Source organism: Streptomyces sp. NRRL S-920, assembly GCF_000717945.1.
In the GTDB taxonomy this organism is placed as follows: Bacteria; Actinomycetota; Actinomycetes; order Streptomycetales; family Streptomycetaceae; genus Streptomyces; species Streptomyces alboniger.
Genome location: NZ_JODF01000075.1, coordinates 1 through 16,827, shown reverse-complemented (window position 1 = coordinate 16,827; position 16,827 = coordinate 1). Strand labels below are relative to the sequence as shown.

The 16,827-nt window shown below is 73.4% G+C and carries 13 protein-coding genes; 5 read left to right on the top strand and 8 right to left on the bottom strand.

The genetic code is table 11. The features are described 5' to 3' along the window. Positions 1 to 126: 126 nt before the first annotated feature. Positions 127 to 1,743 (bottom strand): L-lactate permease, encoded by a 1,617-nt coding sequence (locus IG54_RS0132975; RefSeq protein WP_030793265.1) that lies wholly within the window; start codon positions 1,741 to 1,743, stop codon positions 127 to 129. Between the two features lie 158 nt (positions 1,744 to 1,901). Next, positions 1,902 to 2,324: a DUF3499 domain-containing protein gene (locus IG54_RS0132970; RefSeq protein WP_055528720.1), complete on the bottom strand. Its 423-nt coding sequence runs from the start codon at positions 2,322 to 2,324 to the stop codon at positions 1,902 to 1,904. A 262-nt stretch (positions 2,325 to 2,586) separates the two neighbouring features. Between IG54_RS0132970 and IG54_RS0132965 the strand changes: the two genes are divergently transcribed. Continuing rightward, positions 2,587 to 3,039, top strand: coding sequence for a metallopeptidase family protein (locus tag IG54_RS0132965; RefSeq protein WP_030793260.1), 453 nt, complete (start codon positions 2,587 to 2,589; stop codon positions 3,037 to 3,039). A 51-nt stretch (positions 3,040 to 3,090) separates the two neighbouring features. Here the strand turns inward: IG54_RS0132965 and IG54_RS0132960 are convergent, their stop codons facing one another. From IG54_RS0132960 to IG54_RS0132950, 3 genes are all read right to left on the bottom strand, one after another. Beyond that, positions 3,091 to 4,587, bottom strand: coding sequence for a DUF5719 family protein (locus IG54_RS0132960; RefSeq protein WP_030793257.1), 1,497 nt, complete (start codon positions 4,585 to 4,587; stop codon positions 3,091 to 3,093). Next, on the bottom strand, positions 4,584 to 8,258 hold the full coding sequence (locus IG54_RS0132955; RefSeq protein WP_030793254.1) for a glycosyltransferase family 2 protein: 3,675 nt from the start codon (positions 8,256 to 8,258) through the stop codon (positions 4,584 to 4,586). The genes IG54_RS0132960 and IG54_RS0132955 overlap by 4 nt, the downstream gene beginning before the upstream one ends. Before the next feature lie 209 nt (positions 8,259 to 8,467). Further along, complete coding sequence (locus tag IG54_RS0132950) at positions 8,468 to 8,731, bottom strand: WhiB family transcriptional regulator (protein WP_016642094.1); 264 nt, start codon at positions 8,729 to 8,731, stop codon at positions 8,468 to 8,470. A gap of 625 nt (positions 8,732 to 9,356) precedes the next feature. Here IG54_RS0132950 and IG54_RS0132945 point away from each other — a divergent pair. The 3 genes from IG54_RS0132945 to IG54_RS0132935 are packed head-to-tail and all read left to right on the top strand — an operon-like array spanning position 9,357 to position 12,254. Next, positions 9,357 to 9,911, top strand: coding sequence for a cysteine dioxygenase (locus IG54_RS0132945; RefSeq protein ID WP_030793250.1), 555 nt, complete (start codon positions 9,357 to 9,359; stop codon positions 9,909 to 9,911). 34 nt (positions 9,912 to 9,945) lie between these two features. After that, a complete protein-coding gene (gene cofD, locus IG54_RS0132940) occupies positions 9,946 to 10,902 on the top strand; it encodes a 2-phospho-L-lactate transferase (protein WP_030793247.1) in 957 nt (318 codons plus the stop codon). After that, positions 10,899 to 12,254 carry a coenzyme F420-0:L-glutamate ligase gene (locus tag IG54_RS0132935; RefSeq protein WP_030793243.1) on the top strand — a complete coding sequence of 452 codons (1,356 nt, stop codon included), beginning with the start codon at positions 10,899 to 10,901 and terminating at the stop codon, positions 12,252 to 12,254. The genes cofD and IG54_RS0132935 overlap by 4 nt, the downstream gene beginning before the upstream one ends. A 33-nt stretch (positions 12,255 to 12,287) precedes the next feature. On the opposite strand, the gene IG54_RS0132930 is transcribed toward IG54_RS0132935, so the two are convergent. From IG54_RS0132930 to IG54_RS0132920, 3 genes are all read right to left on the bottom strand, one after another. Further along, a complete protein-coding gene (locus IG54_RS0132930) occupies positions 12,288 to 13,283 on the bottom strand; it encodes a DNA-3-methyladenine glycosylase family protein (RefSeq protein ID WP_030793240.1) in 996 nt (331 codons plus the stop codon). Positions 13,284 to 13,332: 49 nt separating this feature from the next. After that, on the bottom strand, positions 13,333 to 14,415 hold the full coding sequence (locus IG54_RS0132925) for a sugar phosphate nucleotidyltransferase (RefSeq protein ID WP_030793238.1): 1,083 nt from the start codon (positions 14,413 to 14,415) through the stop codon (positions 13,333 to 13,335). Between the two features lie 96 nt (positions 14,416 to 14,511). Beyond that, entirely contained in the window at positions 14,512 to 15,906 is a 1,395-nt protein-coding gene (locus IG54_RS0132920) for a peptidoglycan recognition protein (protein ID WP_234336442.1), read from the bottom strand. A 139-nt stretch (positions 15,907 to 16,045) separates the two neighbouring features. Here IG54_RS0132920 and IG54_RS0132915 point away from each other — a divergent pair, with 139 nt between their 5' ends. Further along, positions 16,046 to 16,798, top strand: coding sequence for a TIGR03089 family protein (locus tag IG54_RS0132915; RefSeq protein ID WP_030793234.1), 753 nt, complete (start codon positions 16,046 to 16,048; stop codon positions 16,796 to 16,798). The last annotated feature ends 29 nt before the right edge of the window (positions 16,799 to 16,827 follow it).

Sequence of the window (16,827 nt, the reverse complement as noted above, 5' to 3'; positions counted from 1 at the left end):
GCCAACCCTCTCTGCAAGCTCTGCGCGTTACGTCGGTACGTCGGTCACCCCACGTCGGTCGTCCCAAACTACCCGCAACCACCGACAAGAAGCCGTCCGCGGCGGCATACCGTGCCCGGCCCCCCGTCACGGCAGCATCCAGCCGAGGACGACCGTGCTCTGCCCCACCACGATCAGGCACATCACGAGGAGCAGTCCGAGGCTCCACGGCAGCACCTTGCGCAGCACATCGCCCTCCTTGCCCGCGAGCCCGACGGCGGCGCACGCGATCGTCAGGTTCTGCGGGGAGATCATCTTGCCGAGGACCCCGCCGGAGCTGTTGGCGGCAGCGAGCAGTTCCGGCGAGAGTCCCGACTGCTGAGCGGCCGTCACCTGGAGCGCGCCGAACAGGGCGTTGGCGGAGGTGTCGGAGCCGGACACCGCGACGCCGAACCAGCCGAGCACCGGCGACAGGAAGGCGAGCCCCGCTCCCGCGCCCGCTACGTAGTGCCCGATCGTGGCGGCCTGCCCGGAGAGGTTCATGACGTACGCGAGCGCCAGTACGGAGGTCACGGTGAGGATCGCGAAGCGCAACTCATGGACGGTGGCGGCCCATTCCCGTACCGCCACGCGCGCGTGCACCCCGATCACCATGGCCGTGAGCACGCCGGCGAGCAGCACGAGCGTCCCGCCCGTCGACACGAGCGGCAGCGAGAAGACATTGCCGCCGACCGGGTCCCCCGAAGGGTCGGCGACAGCGAGGAAGGGCCAGTCGAAGGTGCGGGTGGCCTTCGCGAGGGTGTCCTTGACGGCCGGTATCTGCGCGAGGGAGAAGACGGCGACGATCAGGGCGTAGGGGGCGTAGGCGCGCAGCACCTCGGGGCGCGGGTCGTCCTGGTCGAGGTCCTCGCTGCGTACGCCGGTCAGGACCGCGGCGCGTACGGGCTCGGCGGCCGGCCTGCGCGCGTGCGGCACCGCAAGGAGGGCGCCCGCGCCCGCGAGCGCCGCCCCGATGTCGGCGAGCTGCGCGGAGACGTAGTTGGAGGCCGCGAACTGGGCCGCGGCGAAGGCGAACCCGCATGCGACCGCGGGCACCCAGGTCTCGCGCAGCCCACGCCGGCCGTCCACGAGGCCCACCAGGAGCAGCGGTACGACGAGGGCGAGCAGGGGGGTCTGGCGGCCGACGACCGTGGCGACGGTGTCCAGGGGGAGGCCGGTGACCTGGGCGAGGGTCACCACGGGGGTGCCCATGGCGCCGAAGGCGACGGGCGCGGTGTTGGCGACGAGGGCGACGACCGCGGCGCGCACCGGGTCGAAGCCGAGGGCGACGAGCATGACCGAGCAGATCGCGACGGGCGCCCCGAATCCGGCGAGCGCCTCCAGGAGCGCCCCGAAACAGAAGGCCACGACGAGCGCCTGGACGCGGGGGTCGTCGGAGAGCCGTCCGAAGGAGCGGCGCAGGATGTCGAAGTGCCGGGTGCGGACCGTCATGCGGTACACCCACAGGGCGTTGACGACGATCCACAGGATGGGGAAGAGCCCGAAGAGGGCTCCTTGCGCGGCGCTGGACGCGGTCTGGCCGAGTGGCATGCCGTACGCGAGCCAGGCGACGAGGACGGCCACCGCGAGGCCGATGAGCCCCGCCCGGTGGGCCTTCATACGGACGGCGCCGAGGAGGACGAGGACGGTCAGAAGGGGCAGGGTCGCGGCGAGCGCGGAGAGGCCGAGCGAGTCGGCCACCGGCTCCAGTTGCTGCACGTACACGGAACGCCTCCCGGGCTGTGGGTGGCGAAATCGTCATGGCCTCGACGAACGGGAGTCAACGTGCGGAGCGGCGAAGATCCGGTGAAGGGGGCTCAGAAGCCGTGTGGGAGCGCTCGGGGGCCGTGTGGAAGCTCAGTGGCCCGGTGGCCGCGGCTCGTTCAGGAGTCGGGAGAGCGCAGTACCCGGAGGTGGCCGCGGCGCGCGACCTCCATGGGGTCCGCCCTGCGGGCACCGCCGCCCGCCTCGGCCGCGCGCTCCTGCGGGCGGGCCGCCTCGCGCACGGCGTTGGCGAGCGCTTCGAGGTCGTCGCCCGAGGGGCGGGCCGGACCGGAGGCGTCGGCGAGCCGGACGACCTCCCAGCCGCGGGGCGCGGTCAGGCGCTCGGAGTGCTCGGCGCACAGGTCGTAGCAGTGGGGTTCGGCGTAGGTGGCGAGGGGGCCGAGGACCGCGGTCGAGTCGGCGTAGACGTACGTCAGCGTCGCGACGGCGGGACGGCCGCAAGCGGTGCGCGAACAGCGACGTACAGGGCTCACGACGTTGGACGGTACCGCACTCTTGAGCGGGCCGCGACGACTCCCCACGAGGTCACTCCCCCGTGTCGTGCCGTGCTCCCCGAGCGAGAGGGGCGCGGGGGTGCGGTGTTGACCTGCGCAGACGCCGGTGGCTGGAGGGGCGGGTGGTGTTGAATTCGGTCACCACATGGCGTGAATCACGTCATTTGGCGTGCGCCAGGCGGTCCGGGAGAGATACGAAATCGAGTCCGAGCCCGGCCGGATCGGTCAGGAAACGACATGCCGCGCACCGCACGGAAAGGGCGATCCCGGGGACTACGCTTCATCGGTGATGGACGACCCCGTACAGCCCCGCTCCGCAGACCCGAGGCCCCGCCGCCGCGACCGCCACGGCCGGGGCATGCGCGGCCCCGTGGCGCCGCCCCAGGTACCGCTGTCCGCGAGCCGCGCGGAGGCGTTCACGGACCTGGTGCAGGACTCCGTGGAGCGTCTTGAGCGGCGTTGGCCGCAGCTCGCGGAGGTCGACTTCCTGGTGCTCGAGGTGCCGCCCCTGGGTGGTCCCGACGGGGAGTGGCAGGACGAGGCGGTGCCGCTCGGCGGCTCCCTCCCTGCGTCCGATGGGCGGCCCGCCCGGATCGTCATCTACCGCCGCCCGGTGGAGATCCGCACCAAGGGGCGTGACGAGCGGGCCGCGCTGGTGCACGAGGTGGTCGTCGAGCAGGTCGCCGATCTGCTCGGCCTCTCCCCGGACTCGGTCGACCCGCGCTACGGCGACGAGGACTGACCGTCCCGCGACGAGGACTGACCGTCCCGCGACAAGGGCCGGCGGTGGCTACTACTTCTGCAACACCGTCAGGTCCCGCTCCGCGTCCGGCACCGACACCGTCCCCCGGTCGTCCGGCAACGTCTGGACCGTGAACATGGGGATGCCGTCCTCGGGCAGCGACAGCATCCGCGATCCGTAGACCTCGCCGCCGGACACGGGCTCCACGGTGAGGGCGTACGCGCCCTTCAGGCCGGCCGGTACCGGCGGCTCGCCGATCTCCAGTGTCGTGCCGCCCTTGACCGTGTACGTCTTCGCGGCCGGCGTGCCGCCCTCGGTGCCGGGCGAGGCCGTGACCTTCACCTTCGCCGTCCTGCCGGGGGCCACCAGGGAGAGCGTGGAGCCCTTGGCGCGGTTGTCGGCGACCGTCGCGCGCGTGCCTGCCGCGTTCGTCGCCGGGATGAACGCGGTCTCCTTGTCGCTGCCCTTGCCGCGGGTGACGCGCAGGGCGGCCACCACGGGCACCGCCTTGTCGGTCGGCGAGAGCAGCAGCGAACCGGCCTCCCCCTTGGTGATGTCACCCAGGTCCACGGCGGCGGTCATCCCGGCCTTGATGTGCAGGTTCTCGTGACCGGCCGGGGTGATCGTGCCGGTCGGCGAGGCGAGCTGGAGCTTCACGTCGGCGTCCTCGGAGCCCGGCGCGAAGGCGACCAGGCGCACCGAGGTGGCGTCCTTCGGGATGCCGGGCAGGACGGCTTCGGCAGCCGGGTCGGCGGAGGCGGGCAGCCAGTCGCCGCCGAGCTTCTCGTCGGAGGACTGCACGGCGGCCGCGACCCGGCCGCTGCGCGCGGTCACGTGCATCGTGAGGTTCGTGTACTGCTTGTCGGCGAGCGTGGAGAGCAGCACCGGGACGCTGGAGTGCGGCTGGACCTGGATGGCCTCGCCCACCGGGGAGGTGACCTCGCCGTCCGGGCCGAACAGTTCCACGTCGACGACGGCCGCGGCGTCGTCGGGGTTGGTCAGGTGGATGTAGTCGCTGCGGTCCTTGGCGGTGCTCGCGGCCGGGAACCAGAAGTCCGTGTCGGGCGCGGTGCAGTTGGTGCCCTGCGCGCCCCGGCCGCTGCCCGCGGAGTACGTCGTGGTCTGCTGCACGGTCCAGCCCGGGGCGAGCGGGCCGTCGGCGGTGCCGATGAGCGCGGGTGCCTCGGCGCCTGACTCCTCCCCGCCGACCGCCTCGCCGGGCTTGTTCTGGGTCAGGAAGGGCTTGGCCTCCTTGCCCTTGGCGTCCTCCTGCGGAGCGTCCGTCAACTGCTTGGTCACGGGCAGCAGTTCCGCCTTGCCCGTGCCCCCGGCGCCGCCCGCCTTCGGGGTGAACGCGGTGTACGAGGTCTCCGCGAGGTCGGAGGCGCTGGGCACCGGGCAGAGCAGGCTGGTGCGTTCGACGGGCAGCCGCGCGGCGGACTTCGCCCGGTCGTCGCCCTTGTCGTCGGGGCCGCTGGTCGCGGCGTACCCGGTGACGGCGCCGAGCGCGACGACCACGGCGATCAAGGACTGAGTGGTGCGGTTCACTGCTGGCTCCCGTCGGGGCGCTCACTGTCGGTGCCGTGGGGCGGCCGCGGGGGCTGCGGAGGCGTCGGGAGCTGCTGCCCGCCGTACGGGTCCTCTCCGTAGGGCTGGCCGTACTGCTGCCCGCCTCCGTAGGCGCCGCCCGCCCCGCCATAGGAGGCGTACGGGTCGTACTGGCCGCCCTGGTAGCCGTCCGCCGGGTGGGTCGGCTGTTCGTAGGAGCCGGGCGGGTACTGGTCGCCCTCGTACTGCTGCTCGGTGCCGTAGGCGCCCTGTCCGGCGCCCGCGTGGGCGGGTTCCTCCCACGCGCCGTACGGCTGCTGCGGCGGGACGGCCGCCAGGGCCTCCTCCGAAGGAGGAGGCGGTACGTCCGCGTCCTGCGCGGACTGCTCGCTCTGGGCCCGCAGCCTGCGCGCCCTGCGGCCCTCGCCCTCGACCGCCTCGGCCGGGATCACCGGCTCGTCGGGGAGGTCGTCGTCGACGTCGCGGCGCCGCCCCGGCAGCGCGAGCACCACGAGGACGACGGCGAGCGCGCCCTGCGCCCACAGCCAGGCGGTGTGGCTGACCGGGGTGTCGTACGTGACGTCCAGCCGGCCGCCCGACGCGGGCAGTTCGAAGCCCTGCGCCCAGCCGTCCAGCGTGGTGCGGGTCAGCGGGCGCCCGTCGAGGGTCGCCGTCCAGCCCGGGGCGGCGGAGTCCGCGAGCCGCAGCACGCGGCCCGCGTCGCCCGAGGGGATCTTCGTGTGCAGTTCGACGGGGCCCGCGGCGACGGGCTCCGGGTCACCGGCCTTCGGGACGATGGCGGCGCGGGAGACCTGCCGGTCCACGCGCCACAGGGCGCTGCCGTCCTCCTGGCTGAGCCGGGTCAGGCCGGGGGTGGCGTCCAACGTGCGGCTCATCTGGCGGGGGGCGCCCTCGCGTACGAGGACATAGCGCACCGCGTAGCCGCCGAGCTGATCGGCCTGGTCGGCGCCGGAGCCCGCGACGAGCCGGGCGACGATCTTGTCGAGCCTGCCGTCGGGGCTCGCGGACGCGGCCAGTTCGGCGTCGCCGAGCCGGGCGCCCGAGCCTCGTACGAGCGTGTAGGCGACCTCGGCCGCCGACTCGCTGTCGAGGACGAGGGTGCGGGCCTGGTCCTGCGTGCCGCTCTCCTCGGCGACGAACGCCGGCACCTGCACCGGATCGCGCCGCTCCAGGGGGCCGTCGGCGCCGCGGACCATCCATCCGGCGGCGACGAGCAGCGGCCCGGCCGCCGCGGCGAGGGCGATGAGCGCGGCGACCGGCTGGCGCCAGCCGAAGCTCTGCTCGGCGACACGCGCGCGTGCCCCGTCGGCACCGAGCGCGGCGGCGGCGAGGAGCGCGATGCCGTAGGCGAGGGTGGCGGGGCCCGCCCACGCCGAGCCGTTCGACAGGACGGCGAAGACCAGCGAGACCAGGGCGGCCGTCCACGCGGTGCGCACGGCGAGCTGCCGCTCGGTGCGCAGCAGGGCGCCGAGGGCGGCCAGGACGATGCCGACGAGCAGCAGTCCGTCCACGGTGCCGGGGCCGCCGGGGCTGCTGCCGAGCAGGTCGAGCGCGGTCGCGGAACCGGCGCCGAACTCCAGGCCCGCTTCCTTGAAGAAGCCGAAGGGCAGCAGCGTCAGCGACCACGGGGCGAGCATGAGCAGCGGGGTGCCGACGGCGGCGAGGAAGCGCGGTCCGTACGCGGTGATCTCGCGGCGGCGCAGCACGAGCAGGGCGAGGCCGAGCACCAGGGCGATCGGCCAGACGACCGGCGTGAACGCCGTGGCGAGGGTCAGCAGCAGTGCGTACGCCCACGTGGCGCGCCAGGTGCCGCGGGCGCTGCCGGAGGCCGTCAGACCGGCGGCCGCGGCGCCCGCGCGCGCGATGAGCGGCAGCAGGACCGCGAGGACGGCGGTGCCGATGCGGCCGCCGGCGAGCGCGCCGGTGGCGGCGGGCAGGAAGGCGTACGCCACGGAGGCCCAGGCGCGCAGCAGGCGCGAGGTGACCAGCGGACGGGAGGCGAAGTACGCGGCGATGCCGGCCAGCGGCACGGAGCCGACGAGCAGCACGGTGACGGCGAGCCCGGTGGAGCCGAACAGCAGGGTGGACAGTCCGGCGACGAGCGCGAGGTAGGGGGGCGCGGCCGCGGTGCCGCCGGTGCCGACGGGGTGCCAGCCGTCCACGTAACGCGCCCACAGGCCCGAGGAGTCGGCGGGGGCGGGCAGCAGCGCGCCGCCCGCGAGCGCCCCGCTGCCGAGCAGGGCGCGGCAGGCGACGAGCGAGACGAACAGGAGCACTACGAAGAGCATCGGTCCCGGTTTGCGGGCGATGCGCTTGAGGCGGGCGAACTGCTCGATCTCCAGGAAGTCGGCGTCGTCGCCGCCGGGCCCGGACTCGACGGCGCCGTGCCGTCCCGCGCCCGCGGGGGCCTCGGGGTCGGAGCGGCCGACGAGGCTGCCCGCGGCCTGTTCGACGGTGGCCCGCACGGTGGCGCCGGGCGGCGGGAACAGGGCCCGCATCTCCCCCGCGTCGGGCACCGGCTTGCCGCGCCGCTTGCGGGCGGCGACGATCCGCCCGGGGCGCAGCACGGTGGCGAGGAATCCGGCGATCTCGTCGAGGGCCTGTCCGGGCGCCTTGCCGACGAGATACGTGACGGTGCGCAGGAGCGTGCCGAGGACGAGCCGGAAGAGCACCCAGGGCAGCACGGCCGTACGGGCGTTGACGAGCAGGGTGTAGGCGGCGCCCGCCTTGTCCACGCGGTGCGGCGAGGTCGACGTACGGCCGACGCAGTCGACGGTGCGGCGCTCGCGCGAGGACGCCTCCGCGTGCCGCACGACGGCGTCGGGGGCGACGAGGACGCGGTGGCCCGCGGCGTGCGCGCGCCAGCACAGGTCGACGTCGTCGCGCATCAGCGGCAGGCGGCGGTCGAAGCCACCGAGCTGTTCGTAGACGTCGCGGCGGATGAGCATTCCGGCGGTGGACACGGAGAGCACGGGCCGTACGTGGTCGTGCTGGCCCTGGTCCTGCTCGCGCCGGTCGAGACCGGTCCAGCGGCGGCCGCTGTTGGCGATGGAGACGCCGACTTCGAGCAGCTGCCTGCGGTCGTACCAGCCGCGGAGCTTGGGGCCGACGACGGCGACGTCCTTGCCCAGCTCGTGTTCGTTCTCGACGGCGCGCAGCAGTTCGGCGAGGGCGTCGGGTTCGGGCGCGCAGTCGTCGTGCAGCAGCCACAGCCACTGCACGGGCTCGCCGTGCGGCAGGTCCGGCATGTCGTACGCGTCGTCGCGCCAGGACCGGCTCACCGGGTCCCAGCCGCTGGGGCGCTTCAGGTACGGCAGCTCTTCGGGGGTGAGCGTCCCGGCGCCGCCGACCGCCTCGTCGACGGCGGTGCCGAAGCCGGCGCGGCGGGCGAGGTGGAGGACGCGGTCGGGGCCGAGGGCCTCGGTGACCAGGCGGGCGGAGTCGTCCGCGCTGCCGGTGTCCGCGGCCACGGCCTGCTGCACGGGCCGCTCCTGGCCGAGCAGCCCCGCCAGGGCGTCGGGCAGCCAGCGGGCGCCGTCGTGGGAGACGAGGACGGCGGTCACGACGTGCCGCGGGAACTCGGGCGGGCGGGTCGGGTCGAACCCGGCGGCAGCGTCGTTATGGGCTGCCGAATGGCTGTGCACGGACATCGAGGTACGGGCCCCGGTTCGATGGACTGCGGTGGACGCCTGCGCCCTGCGGGGGCGCCGGGGCGTCTTGGACGGGGCCCCACACTAACGGCTGGCACCAGGACGGCCCGCCGCCTGTGGATGACCCACGGGCGACGGGCCGTTCGTCGCGCATTGATTGGGGAGATGTGTGCCGAAATGCGGCGGCACCTGCGCGGATGCGCTTCCGTTCACACCGCTGCCTTCTTCAGTCGTCGGCGCTCACGCTCCGACAGGCCGCCCCAGATTCCGAAGCGTTCGTCATTGGCGAGCGCGTATTCGAGGCATTCGGAGCGGACCTCACAGGCGAGGCAGACCTTCTTGGCCTCGCGCGTGGAGCCGCCCTTCTCGGGGAAGAAGGACTCGGGGTCGGTCTGGGCGCACAGCGCGCGCTCCTGCCAGCCGAGTTCCTCGTCCGCGTCCTCGACCAGCAGTTCCTGAACCAGCTCGGTCATCTGCGCCCCTCGTCTGTCTGTGCGTCCCCGTGGTGCTGCCGTTACCGGTTTCGGCTGAACGACACGAGTGAAATTACAAGTGCGCCGATCCGGGCCAGTCAAGCCGAGATCTGCTATTGGGCCCCTTATTCACTCTGCGGAACCAAGGCTATGCGGAAAGTGTTCAAATCGGCATAAACCATGACACCCATCGGCGACCCGCCGGCACTCCCCCTCCGGGAGGCTCCGGAAGGGGCCACACACAGAAGGACGTCGACGTTTGAGCGCCGGTTGCTGCGCCATGTGTCCCGTGAACCCGGTGCACAAACCTTTCGCCTGTCCGAACAACCGGATGAGGTGAAAGCTATCCCACATTTCGGACATTGAGTTGACAGTGGAGGTGTCAGCAGGTGTCCTGGTGGGCATGCTCGCGAACCTGGCTCTTTCGATGACCCGCACCAGCGGGTCCATCGGTGCTGCCCACGCGCGCTGTTGCTGTTCCTGCTCCAGCTGTTGAGTCCATCCAGCTGTCGAGCCGCTTTCCCCGCATCACGCATTCCTGCCTGACCTGCTCTTTGCTGCCTTCCCGCGCTCCACCCATCCTTCGCGACACCCCAGCACTCTCACGTTGAGGAACCACCGCACGATGAACAGCGACAGCGACCTCCAGATCGCCGGCGACATCCTCGAAGTCCCGCACCTCCTCCAGCCCGCCCGCGAGCACCCCGCCACCGTGGCCGAGTTCGTCGGCCTCGCCCGCGCCATCGCCGCCGACCGCTCCCAGTGGGAGCACCTCGTCCAGTACGACGCCACCAGCCGCTGGTACCACCGCCTGCGCACGGTTCCCCAAGCTCTCGGCTCCGCTCGAGCAGGGGAGGCCCCCGTCGGCTACGAGGTCTGGCTGCTCTCCTGGGTGCCCGGCCAGGGCAGCGGCCTGCACGACCACGGCCGCTCCTCCGGCGTGCTCACCCTCCTGGAGGGTGAGTTGACCGAACACACCGAGCGGGGCACACGGGCGCTCACGGCCGGCGCGCAGCGCGTCTTCGCGCCGGGGTACGTGCACGAAGTGGTCAACGACTCCCTCGAACCGGCCGTCAGCCTGCACGTGTACTACCCCGGCCTGACCGAGATGCCGATGCACGCGGCCCAGTGCGCCGCCGCCGTCACGGGCGGCGTCGCGGAGGATGTCGTAACCGCCTGACGCACTGTCGTACCCGCCTGACATGCTGGGGACCATGCGCATTGTGGTTCTGGCCGGCGGCATCGGCGGCGCCCGTTTCCTCCGCGGGCTCAAGAAGGCCGCGCCCGACGCGGACATCACGGTCATCGGCAACACCGGTGACGACATTCACCTGTTCGGGCTGAAGGTCTGCCCCGACCTGGACACCGTGATGTACACGCTCGGCGGCGGTATCAACGAGGAGCAGGGCTGGGGGCGTACGGACGAGACGTTCAAGGTCAAGGAAGAGCTGGCGGCCTACGGCGTCGGGCCCGAGTGGTTCGGGCTCGGCGACCGGGACTTCGCCACGCACATCGTGCGGACGCAGATGCTCGGCGCCGGCTATCCGCTCAGCGCCGTCACCCAGGCGCTCTGCGAGCGGTGGCAGCCCGGGGTGCGGCTCATCCCCATGTCCGACGACCGCGTCGAGACGCATGTCGCCGTCACGCTCGACGGCGAGCAGAAGGCCGTGCACTTCCAGGAGTACTGGGTGCGGCTGCGCGCCTCCGTGGACGCGCACGCGATCGTGCCCGTCGGCGCCGAGCAGGCCAAGCCCGCGCCCGGCGTCCTCGAGGCCATCGCCGAGGCCGACGTCGTCCTCTTCCCGCCGTCCAACCCCGTGGTGAGCGTCGGCACCATCCTCGCCGTGCCCGGCATCCGCGAGGCGATCGCCGACGCGGACGTGCCGGTGGTCGGGCTCTCCCCCATCGTCGGTGACGCACCCGTCCGGGGCATGGCCGACAAGGTGCTCGCGGCCGTCGGCGTGGAGACCAGCGCCGCCGCCGTCGCCGAGCACTACGGCAGCGGACTGCTCGACGGATGGCTGGTCGACAGCGTCGACGCGGGCGTGGTGGAGCGCGTGGAGAGCGCCGGCATCCGCTGCCGGGCCATCCCGCTGATGATGACCGACGTCGACGCGGCGGCGGAGATGGCGCGGCAGGCGCTGGCGCTGGCCTCGGAGGTGCGGGCGTGACCTCGCGGGACGGCACGGGCCCGTCCTTCCGGGTGTGGGCCGTCCCCGGACTGCCCGAGGTGCGGGAGGGCGACGACCTCGCCAAGCTGATCGCCGCCGCCGAGCCGGGCCTCGCCGACGGGGACGTCCTGCTCGTCACGTCCAAGATCGTCAGCAAGGCCGAGGGACGGATCGTCGAGGCGCACGACCGCGAGGCGGCCATCGACGCGGAGACCGTACGGGTCGTCGCGCGGCGCGGCACCCTGCGGATCGTCGAGAACCGGCAGGGCCTCGTGATGGCCGCGGCCGGGGTCGACGCGTCGAACACCCCCTCGGGCACGGTGCTGCTGCTCCCCTCGGACCCCGACGCCTCGGCGCGCGCCGTGCGGGACGGGGTGCGGGACGCGCTGGGCGTCGAGGTGGGGGTCATCGTCACCGACACCTTCGGGCGGCCCTGGCGGGCCGGGCTCACCGATGTGGCCATCGGGGCGGCCGGCGTGCGGGTGCTGGACGATCTGCGGGGCGGTGTCGACGCGTACGGCAATCCACTGAGCGCGACCGTCGTCGCCACGGCCGACGAGCTGGCCGCCGCGGGAGATCTCGTCAAGGGGAAGGCCGCGGGGCTGCCGGTCGCGGTGGTGCGGGGGCTCGCCCATGTGCTGAGCGGCGACTCCGACAGCTTCGACGGCTCTGACGGCTCCGGTGACTTTACGGACGTAGGTGCTCGGGCGTTGGTGCGCGGGGCGCGGGAGGACATGTTCCGGCTCGGGACGTCCGAGGCGGTGCGGGAGGCCGTGGCGCTGCGGCGGACCGTGCGGGAGTTCACGGACGAGGAGGTCGACCCCGGGGCCGTGCGGCGTGCCGTCGCCGCGGCTCTCACCGCGCCCGCGCCGCATCACACGACTCCGTGGCGGTTCGTGCTGCTGGAGTCCGCGGCCGCGCGGGGCGAGTTGCTGGACGCCATGCGGGACGCGTGGGTCGCGGATCTGCGGCGGGACGGGCGCTCGGAGGCCGCTATCGCCAAGCGGGTGCGGCGCGGGGACGTGTTGCGTAACGCGCCTTATCTGGTGGTGCCTTGTCTGGTGACGGACGGGGCCCATACGTACGGCGACGCGCGGCGGGACGCGGCCGAGCGGGAGATGTTCGTGGTCGCGGCGGGGGCGGGCGTGCAGAACTTCCTTGTGGCGCTGGCCGGGGAGCGGCTCGGCTCCGCGTGGATCTCGTCGACGATGTTCTGCCGGGATGTCGTGCGGGGCGTTCTTGGACTGCCGCGGGAGTGGGATCCCATGGGGGCGGTGGCCGTGGGGCATCCGGCGGTGTCGCCTCCCGCTCGGGGCGTGCGGGATGTGGAGGGCTTTGTCACCGTCCGGTGAAGGGGGCGGGGCCGGGGGCCTTCTCGCGCGCCGTCAGAGTAGGGCGATGTCTGTTCTGCGCATGCGCGGGGCTCTGCGCGGTGGGGTGTGGCCGCTCAGGAGGATCAGGCGGGTGGCGCGGTGGCGCTGGCCCTCGTAGGGGGTCAAAAGGCTCAGCATCGCCTCGTCGTCCGCCGCGCGGTCGTTCGCCAGGGCGTGCCCGACGATGCCGGGCAGGTGGAGGTCGCCGACCGTGACGGCGTCCGGGGCGCCGTTGCTGCGCTGGACGGTCTCCGCCGAGGTCCAGGGGCCGATGCCGGGGATCAGTTCGAGGCGGGCCTGGGCCTTCACGGGCTCCATCTCCGCCGCCTCCTCCAGCCGGGCGGCCACCTTCGCCGCGCGCAGGATCGTTGACGCGCGCTTGTTGTCCACGCCCGCCTTGTGCCACTCCCAGGAGGGGATCAGGGACCAGGTGCGGGGGTCCGGCATCACGTACAGGTTCGGAGTGGGGCCGGGGGCCGGCTCGCCGTGGCCGCGGACCAGGAGGCGCCAGGCGCGGTAGGCCTCGTCCACCGTGACCTTCTGTTCCAGGATCGACGGGATCAGGGACTCGAGGACCAGGCCCGTGCGCGTCAGGCGCAGCCCGGGGCGGCGGCGGGCCGTCGCGGCGACGAGGCGGTGGCGGGGTTCGAAGGCCGCGGGGTCGTCCGACGCGCCGAGGAGGGTCGGGAGGCGGTCGAGGAACCAGTCGGCTCCGGGGCCCCAGGCCTCCGCCTCCACCGTGCCGGAGCGCAGCGCCAGGCGGAGGGTGCCGGGGCCCTCCGGTGTGCGGCTCGCACGCCAGACCGAGCCGTCCGGGGTCGTACGGAAGGTGGGGTCCGCGGGGCCGCGCCGCAGGGGGCCGACGGTCACGCCGAGATCCAGCGGGAACGGCGGCTTCCACGTACGGGTGCGGGCCGCCGTGGCCTGGCGGGGGACGCCCGCGGGTACGGCGGTTTCGCCACCGCGCACAGTGGTGCGAGTGGGGCGCGGGGCGAAACGGGACGACATCTTTATGAGGGTAGGCGACGACCGTCCTCGCCGGGGCGCTCCGCGGCTCTCACTGGTCCGAGGAGAATCGGATGGCGCCCGGCGCGAGCGTGGCCCCGCACCAGACGCGTGCGCCTTCGCGCAGTTCGTTGTCGGCGCCGACGCTCGCGCCGTCGCCGATCACCGCGCCCGAGAGCACCGCACGGGCCCCGACGCGGGCGCCCGAGCCGACGAAGGAGTCGGTGATCACCGCGCCCGGTTCGACGACCGCGCCGGCCAGGACCGTGCTCCCGGAGATCCGCGCGCCCTCCCCGATACGGGCGTTCTCGCCGACGACCGTGCCGCCGGTGAGCTTGGCGCCCGGCGCGACGGAGGCGGTGGGCATGGCCAGGCCCTCGCCGCGGCGCCCCGGGACCGCCGGGGAGGGCGCGCGGCCGAGGACGAGGTCCGCCGAGCCGCGGACGAACGCCTGGGGCGTGCCCAGGTCGAGCCAGTACGTCGAGTCGACCATGCCCTGGAGGTGGGCGCCCGAGGAGAGCAGATCGGGGAACGTCTCGCGTTCGACCGAGACCGGGCGGCCCGCGGGGATCGTGTCGATGACCGAGCGGCGGAAGACGTACGCGCCCGCGTTGATCTGGTCGGTGACGATCTCCTCGGGGGTCTGCGGCTTCTCCAGGAAGGCGGTGACCCGGCCGGTCGCGTCGGTGGGGACGAGGCCGTACGCCCTCGGGTCCTCGACCCGGGTCAGATGCAGCGAGACATCGGCGCCGGACGTCCGGTGGGTGTCGACCAGGGCGCGGATGTCCAGGCCGGTGAGGATGTCGCCGTTGAAGATCAGTACGGGATCGTCGGGGCCCGAACGCAGGTGCGATGCCACATTGCGGATGGCGCCGCCCGTGCCCAGGGGCTCGGTCTCCGTGACGTACTCGATGTGCAGGCCGAGGGCCGAGCCGTCGCCGAAGTACGGCTCGAAGACCTCGGCGAGGTAGGAGGTGGCGAGGACGATGTGTTCGACGCCCGCCGCGCGGGCCCGCGCCAGCTGGTGGGTGAGGAACGGGACGCCCGCCGCCGGAACCATCGGCTTGGGGGTGTGGACCGTGAGCGGTCGCAGCCGGGTTCCCTTGCCGCCGACCAGGAGGATCGCTTCTGTCACCTGTCGTCTCTGCTTCCTGCTGGGGCCGGCCGAACTTGAGTTTCGGCCGGCCAGTGTATGCAGACGGGTTTGCAGATCGTGCAGTGCGACCAGGGCTCAGCGGCCCTGCATACGGGCCGACGAGGACCGGGCCTTGCCGAGCTTGTTGTACAGGCGGCTGCCGGGGCACTCGGTGGCGAATCCGTCACGGTGCCCCGAGATCACCCTGAGCCGGACGCTCCTGCCTTTCTTGTACAGGTTGCCGCCGCCGGACTTCAGGTAGGTAGTACCGCGCGGGTTGACGCCGTACAGACCGAGCTTCCACGCGGTGAGCCGGGCGATGGCGTTCACGGCGGCCTTCGGCGGGGTGGCGCGGCTGTATGTGCCGAGGACGGCAATGCCCATGCTCTTCGCGTTGAAACCGCGAGTGTGGGCCCCGAGGACCGGCTTGGCCACACCTCCGGCACGTCCTTCGTAGATGTTTCCGCATCTGTCGACCGCGAAGTTGTACCCGAAGTCGCGCCAGCCGCTGCTTCTGACGTGGTAGCGGTAGATGCTGCGCAGCACGGATCCCGACTGTGAGCAGCGGTAGTTGTTGCCGGACGCGCTGTGGTGCACGAAAGCGGCCTTCACGGTCTTGGTGTACGCGAAGTTCCGCTCGCGGATCCGCTCGTCGGCGCCCCAGCCCTTGCGCGTGATGATGCGCGGGCGCGGGCCGATGAAGGGCCGCACCTTGCCGACCGCCTCGGGGCCGCCGCGGGCGGCGATCAGGTCCGCCTCCGTCTGGCGCTTGGTCAGCCCCGGGATCACGGTGGCGCCGAGCGGGGCCAGCTCCGCGTTGACGGCCGAGGCCGCGGCGGCCTCGGCGGTCATGGCGGTGGCGCGCGGCACCTCGGCCGGGCCGCCGCGCGGCGGGGGCTCGTCGCCCGGGTGGACGAGTTCGAGGCGCAGGCCCTTGGGGAGCAGGGAGCCGGTGGGGGCGCGGTCGGCGTGGCGGTCGGCCTCCGCGCGTACGCGGATCTCCACGCCGTCGGAGTCGCCGACCCACAGCGGCGCCGTCGAGCCGCGGACCTTGCCGGTGCCGAGTTCCGGTGTCTCCGGGTCGGCCGCGTGTTCGTGGTTGTGCGTCTCGACGTGCTGCCAGCCGGACCAGGTGGTGGTGCCGCTCGCGCGGGTGCGGACCTGGACGGTGCCGTGCAGTTCGTCGGCCGGGTCGTCCCAGACGACGCCCACCAGCGAGAAGGGGCGGACGTCGCGCCGGGTCAGGCCCTGTTCGCGTTCCGCGGGGCCGGCGGAGCGGTCGGAGCCGAGGGGGGCGAGCGGCAGCGACTGGGTGCTGCCGGGGATCCCCTCCGCGCCGGGAGCCGCCGCCGCGCCGGGAGCCTCCTTCGCGCTGGAGGCCGTCTTCACTCCGGGGGGTGCGGCCCGGGCGGTGGACGACGGCAGGGTGAGGGGCAGGGCCAGAGCGGCCGCGCAGGTGACACCGATCGAGGAAGTAAGGAATCCACGCATACGTCTGATAGTCGGCATAGCGGAACGTATCTGTCCATTGGGGAATTGACGGCCCGTCGGCCCGGCGCGGTTCGATCGGGTGCCCCGCGCTTGCCCGCCACGCCGGGGGGCGCGCGGGTGCCCGCGTACGCTTGCGCCCGTGAACGCCAACGACCGCACCCCTGCCGACCTGCTGCGATCCGCGCTCGCCTCGGATCCCGGCCGTCCCCTGGTGACCTTCTACGACGACGCCACGGGTGAACGCGTGGAATTGTCCGTCGCCACCTTCGCCAATTGGGTGGCCAAGACCGCCAATCTGCTCCAGGGCGACCTCTCCGCCGAGCCCGGCGACCGGGCCGTGCTGCTGTTGCCCGCGCACTGGCAGACGGCCGTGTGGCTGCTCGCCTGTTCGTCGGTGGGTGTGGTGGCGGACGTGGGCGGCGACCCCGCGTCGGCGGACCTCGTCGTCAGCGGGCCGGACACGCTCGACGCGGCGCGCGCGTGCTCCGGGGAGCGGGTCGCGCTCGCGCTGCGGCCGCTCGGGGGGCGCTTCCCCCAGACGCCGGACGGCTTCGCCGACTACGCCGTCGAGGTGCCCGGTCAGGGGGACCAGTTCGCTCCGTACGCGCCGGTGGATCCGGACGAGCCCGCCCTCGTGGTGGGTGGCGAGGAGCTGACGGGCGCGGAGGTGGTGGAGCGGGCTCGCGCCGATGCCGCGCGGCTGGGCGTGGAGTCGGGGTCCCGGGTCCTCTCGGGGCAGTCGTACGAGACCTGGGAGGGCCTGAGCAACGGTCTGTACGGGGCGCTGGCGGTGGGCGGGTCCGTGGTGCTGTGCCGGCATCTTGAGCGGCTCGGCGAGGAGGGGCTGGCGAAGCGGGTCGTGGAGGAGCGGGTGTCCCTCACCGTGCGGTAGGCCTCGCGGCGGGCGGCGGGGTTTGGGGG

Bases quoted from the DNA above. Each gene is read 5' to 3' on its own strand.
- IG54_RS0132930 (WP_030793240.1), bottom strand. From the start codon at position 13,283: ATGTCGTCCCGTTTCGCCCCGCGCCCCACTCGCACCACTGTGCGCGGT.
- IG54_RS0132945 (WP_030793250.1), top strand. From the start codon at position 9,357: ATGAACAGCGACAGCGACCTCCAGATCGCCGGCGACATCCTCGAAGTC.
- IG54_RS0132920 (WP_234336442.1), bottom strand. From the start codon at position 15,906: ATGCGTGGATTCCTTACTTCCTCGATCGGTGTCACCTGCGCGGCCGCT.
- IG54_RS0132965 (WP_030793260.1), top strand. From the start codon at position 2,587: ATGGACGACCCCGTACAGCCCCGCTCCGCAGACCCGAGGCCCCGCCGC.
- IG54_RS0132950 (WP_016642094.1), bottom strand. From the start codon at position 8,731: ATGACCGAGCTGGTTCAGGAACTGCTGGTCGAGGACGCGGACGAGGAA.
- cofD (WP_030793247.1), top strand. From the start codon at position 9,946: ATGCGCATTGTGGTTCTGGCCGGCGGCATCGGCGGCGCCCGTTTCCTC.
- IG54_RS0132955 (WP_030793254.1), bottom strand. From the start codon at position 8,258: ATGTCCGTGCACAGCCATTCGGCAGCCCATAACGACGCTGCCGCCGGG.